This is a genomic window from Alloprevotella sp. oral taxon 473 str. F0040, from assembly GCF_000318095.2.
Taxonomy (GTDB): domain Bacteria; phylum Bacteroidota; class Bacteroidia; order Bacteroidales; family Bacteroidaceae; genus Alloprevotella.
The window spans coordinates 1-5,034 of record NZ_KB290725.1; the positions used below are offsets into that span (position 1 = coordinate 1).

General features: G+C 48.6%; 3 protein-coding genes and 1 pseudogene. 1 reads left to right on the plus strand and 3 read right to left on the minus strand.

Features of this window, described 5'->3' with window-relative positions; genetic code table 11:
- The 3 genes and pseudogenes from HMPREF9999_RS09750 to HMPREF9999_RS09760 form a co-directional block, all read right to left on the minus strand.
- Positions 1–915, minus strand: a pseudogene (locus HMPREF9999_RS09750) (peptidase M26); the annotation flags it as partial.
- Between the two features lie 55 nt (positions 916–970).
- Positions 971–1,237 (minus strand): hypothetical protein, encoded by a 267-nt coding sequence (locus HMPREF9999_RS09755; protein ID WP_044063491.1) that lies wholly within the window; start codon positions 1,235–1,237, stop codon positions 971–973.
- Positions 1,238–1,374: 137 nt separating this feature from the next.
- Positions 1,375–3,105, minus strand: a complete 1,731-nt coding sequence (locus tag HMPREF9999_RS09760; protein WP_009437961.1) for a helix-turn-helix domain-containing protein — start codon at positions 3,103–3,105, stop codon at positions 1,375–1,377.
- 548 nt (positions 3,106–3,653) lie between these two features.
- On the opposite strand from HMPREF9999_RS09760, the gene HMPREF9999_RS09765 reads away from it, so the two are divergent.
- Positions 3,654–4,682: a helix-turn-helix transcriptional regulator gene (locus tag HMPREF9999_RS09765; protein ID WP_044063490.1), complete on the plus strand. Its 1,029-nt coding sequence runs from the start codon at positions 3,654–3,656 to the stop codon at positions 4,680–4,682.
- Positions 4,683–5,034 lie beyond the last annotated feature (352 nt).

Below are 5,034 nucleotides of genomic sequence, written 5' to 3' on the forward strand. Positions count from 1 at the left end.
GATGCGCTTGTCGGCCTTGTCGGTGGGCAGCGGCTCTTTGTCCGTGCCGAGCGTCTGTCCCCAGACGTTTTCGGTGCGGTCGCCCTGCAACAGCTTGGCCATTTCGCCGCTCTTCAGTCGCTCGGCGGTTACCTGCTTGCCCTGCGCTTTGCCGCAGGTGTTGAGGTAGTAGCAGTCGGTGAAGGTGTCGCTGATGCCCTTTTCCGTGCCGAAGGTTTTGCTGTATTTGCTGTTGGCGGCGTTGTTCTTGCCGACGTAGAGGCAGCGAGTCAGCGTGTAGGTGCCACTATTAGACAAGACAAAGCCGGCCATCGCTCTCTCGCTTTCATCCGCATTGTCGGTGATGCTGCCTTTGACGAGGCAGTCGGTGATTTGAACCGAGGCTCCGTAGGCTACCGCTTGAACCATGCCCGCGGCTTGGGAATCATTCCAACCACCGTTCCCCCCCGTGATGTCCACGTCGCTGATGCAGCCCGAGATGGTGGTGGTGCCCAAGGCTGCACGAACCATTCCGGACAAGCTGTAACCCTTCGACGTGATCTTCCCTTGGGTGCGCAGGTTCTTGATCGTGGCGTTCTCCACATAATAGAAGGGGGCGATTTGGTTATCTTCGCCCGCATTCCAGTTGAACGAGAGCGTATGGCCGTTGCCGTCGAACGTGCCGGAGTACGGGTAGCTCACAGAGCCCAGCATCACGATCTCCCCGCCGAGGTCCACGTCCTGCGTCAACTTGGCGTTGAGGAAGGGCTCGCCGTTGTGGTTCACGCGCTGGCAAAACGCTTTCCATTCAGCCTTCGAGCCGATGCTCACTACTTCGGTGCCATTGTTGCCCTGCGCCCACGTCGGCATCGTCAGCACAAGGGCAAACAAGAAGAGGCAGAGCCTCTGAATGATGTTTGTTGGTTTTGTTTTCATTTTACTGGAATTTCAATTAAAAAAACAAATGTTCTTTTGGTTATCAGGGGTATAGTTACTGCGTTTTCCGGAAGACTTCCTTGTATATTTCTGTCCGCTCCCGATTACGTCGTACGAGAAGGTTGATTGTATCTTTGGAAAGGGAATCTAAAAGGTGCTTGTGCGCCAAACCGTCGAACGGCTCTTCAAACGGACGGAGATAATACAGCTTTTCCTTTCGCATGGAGATTTCGGTGAATGTTTCATCCATCTCGAGTGAAAAGCCGATGATGATTTCTCCGGTTTCATTTCTTAAGATGTATACCCAACAGTTCTTTTTCATCTTTGCTGCTCGTTGATTCTGTTGCAAAATTATTCCACGAAGACCAACAGGATGTTTCATATTTGAAAAAACTTGTATCATATTTGTAATTCACTAAGAAATGACGATTTATAAACATCCAGAACACCTATACCCCCTCATCGGATAAGTCCTTTTGCAGTTTTCTTTTTTTCTTTGGAAACAGCTTTGTATTCTGAAGGAGACATCCCGAAGAAAGCTCGGAAACAACGGTTGAATGTGGCTCGGGAATTGAATCCTGATCTATTTTCCACCTCGTTGATGTTCAAGTCGGGATTGTTGGTGAGCAGCGATGCCGCGTGTCGCAACCGGTAGCCGTTGATAAATTCGTTGACTGTGGCTCCATCGGCATATTTGCGCACGGCATTGGTGATATAGACGGTATTTGTTCCAATCCGCTTGGAGAGCAGATCGCGGTTCAACTCCGGGTCTTTATAGATTTTCTCATTTTGCATCAGCTCACACAACCGGCGGTAGATTTTCCCCTCACGGTCGAGTTCTTCCTCGGGAACGAGCCTTGCGGCGGTCTCCATGTCGCTTTCTGCCTTGCGGTATAATAGAATGGAGTCGTACAACGCCCTGTTTTTACGGCGCAAGCGGCGGGTGTAGATGATGTACAGGATGACGGTGGCAAGCAGCAGTGCCCCGATGATGAGTGAGAGGTAGAGCCGTGTTGTGATGACCTCGTTCCGGAGTGTGAGCTTGTCAACCTCGAAGATGGTGCGCAGTTCGTCGAGCTGCTTGGCAAGCTCGGTGTTGCGCAGCTTGTCTTTGTGTGGGATGACAAGGCTGTAGAGTTCTGCCGCTTCCTTGTATCGTCCGGCCTCGGTGTAGAGGTTGGCCTGCTGCATCTGCACGGTGAGCAGGCTGACGGAGTCGCCGGCGGCAGTCATGATGCCCATGTTCTCGTTGTTGCAGGCAATGGCCCGGTCGTACTGCCTGATGGCTGCATAGTAGCGGGCTTTCACTTGAAGGAGCTTGAATCGGGCGACGGCTTTGCGCCCCTCGGCATATTTATCGGCGAGCTGCAGCAATTCCTTGGCGCGGTCGTAATGCCCTGTTTCCAATTCAGCGACGGCTGTTGCCAGCGTGCAGTAGAGATAGCGTCCGTTGAGCGAGGGTGTGTAGCCTTTTCGCAGGGCTTCGTTCTTGTATTTGTCGATGACCGCTTTCCATTCCGTGCATTTCGCTCTTAGCTTGTCATATTTTCCCAGTCCGTCGAGTATTTCGCCCAAAACATGATAGGCAGAGAGCAATTGAGAAATCTCATCTTCTTTGGAGAGGGCGGCGATGCTCTCCTCGATGGTCTTCTCGGCTTCGCGGAAGCGTCCCATTGTCTGATAGATACATGCCAAGCCATAGGTGGAAGTGCCTAATCCATAGTTGCTCTTTCTTTTTCGCGCATCGGCATACATCTTTTGCGCTTCAAACAATGCGGTCTGCACCTTGTCTTCATAGAGGTAACTCTCGATGAGCACGTTCCACGCATTGTAGTAATAATCCCATGTGCCGTTCTTTTTCATGGCACTGAGAACTTCGGGCAAATAGTAGCTAATGCTGTCGGTCATCTCGTTGTTGTAATAGCAATACAACTGAGTGACGCGCGCCTGGGCTTCCGCCTCCTTGTCTTTTTGGCGTAAGGATTCGGCAAGATATTCTCGGATGCAGCGTAATTCATAGCCCATATTATCTTCGGCAGCTGCCAACCGGCAAAGATTATGGTAGGCCTGCAAAAGTTTTTCTCCCTTTAGGTGCTTCATCTCTTTGCGGATGGAGTCTGCCGGAGTGGCGGCATACATTTCTCCTGCGGAGAGTATAATGACAAACAGTAATGTGATAAAATGTCTCATTTCCGATATATATTCAGTTTTACAGCTTCATAGACATAACAGGTTTCTTGTCCTTCCTCCCCTAAAGTATATCCCGCAGGTAGTAGCAACGACTGCTCTGTTTGAGCTGTTTTCTATCCCTGCCGTGCCACCAGTATCAGGACGAAGAGGTAGGTGCTGAGCCTGATTCTCTGAATGATGCCTGTTGTTTTCCATTTGCCATAATCTCATGTTCTTTATGAATAACTCTTTTTGCTAATTATGGATTAAATATATTTCTACGTTCTCATTTTCTCATTTCGCATTCCTTTCTGCTGAATTTCGCATGCTGGACAGTTCATTTCTTGGCTGTTCTGCAAGGAATATTTCTGTGAGAACAGCTAAAGACTATACAAAAATAACAAACAGAATGTTATAAATCAGAGTTTCTTAGCAGAAAGACCATTTAAAAGCTTTTATTACCCCCCTAAAAACCTTAATCACCCCTTAAAAACACCTAATAAGAAGCTTGGTAAAGAGAAAACAAAAACGTACCTTTGCAGTCGTTATAAAAAGTAAGAACGGCAACAATGATCATTCATTTTCTCACAGAAAAGGTATCGGCATTCCTACGGTCGCGCACTACAAACACCATTGAGCGGCACCGAGTCATCGTGTATTTGCTCCACTCTGTACTCGTTGTTACCGTCATCTCCTTGCAGTTCATGGGGCTTGGAGGTTCGCAGGAAGCGTTGCCCCAGACGATGAGCGGCATCCATCTGGCGATGTGTCTCCTTTCGCTGTCGCTCTACCTCACGCGGCGGCTGACGCTTTCCAAGGCTTTTTCACTCGTGGCGCTCGTGGCACAGTGTACCATCGCCGTGCGCTTCTTTTATTTCGCTACGGTGCGCCCCGACCATTTTCTGCAGCTCATCCTTATCAATCAGATAACATCCCTGCTGGCGATCTTCTTCCTTGTGTTGAGCTTTGTCCGGCTCACCCCCTTTATCGTCTCTGCTATCAGTGTGGTTAGCTACGGTTGTGTGGCAGCCTATCTTCAAGAGCCTTCGCTTTGGCGCCTGTTCGCTTTCTTCCTCTTCGTGCAGTTTTTCCTCTGCACGCTGGGCGAACTGCTGCGATATAATGTGATGAGTGTAACGAAGGAAAATACCGATTTGCATCACCGTGAGACGACACTGATGCGCGTCGTCAGACTGAATAAACAGGAAATAGAGGCCTACCTGCGCATGAGCAGTAACGACCACCCATCGCCCGAGGACACGGACCGCCTGTTTTCCATGCTCAAACCGAAATCGCAACGCAACCTTATCAACGCCGTGCGCCTGCATCTGAAAAAACACTTGATGGATGACTGCGACCTCGCCCGGCGTTTCCCCTGTCTCACTAAATCAGAAACGGATGTGTGCCGCCTCATTCTCGCAGGAAAGAAGCGGAGCGAAATCTGCCTGTTGCTCGACAAAACCGAAAACAATGTTGACGTGACGCGTAACCACATCCGCAAGAAACTCAATGTACCCACTGACCAAGACTTGCAGAAATTTCTCATCAATTTACTGATAGAAAAAGAATATTCGAAAAAGGAGGAAATAAATAAATAAGTTCCTCTACCGGAAACGTTCATATTTATTTATAACATGCCATTATCCGCTTTCCATACAGATTCGGATGATGGCTTCTTGTTTTTTCCCTGTATTTCCCGCTTTTCCCAAAAGTTTTTCAATCTCTTCATATACCTATAATTTAGCTGCTTGATTACAGTATTCACCATATTAAAATTTAGAAAAATGGAATCAAACAGCAATGACAATTATGTGCTGGTATTGGGAGACCGCACGGAAGTGAAGAACGAGAATGATGCAGGACGTAGAGTCAACCGGCAAGGGCAAAATTAAACTATTCTTTTGAAGAACTCTGATTTCAGTTTTTCAAAGCTGAGTTTCTGTCTCAATC

What these genes read in the sequence shown, in the direction of transcription:
- HMPREF9999_RS09755 (WP_044063491.1), bottom strand. Translation starts at nt 1,237, where the DNA reads ATGAAAAAGAACTGTTGGGTATACATCTTAAGAAATGAAACCGGAGAA.
- HMPREF9999_RS09760 (WP_009437961.1), bottom strand. Translation starts at nt 3,105, where the DNA reads ATGAGACATTTTATCACATTACTGTTTGTCATTATACTCTCCGCAGGA.
- HMPREF9999_RS09765 (WP_044063490.1), top strand. Translation starts at nt 3,654, where the DNA reads ATGATCATTCATTTTCTCACAGAAAAGGTATCGGCATTCCTACGGTCG.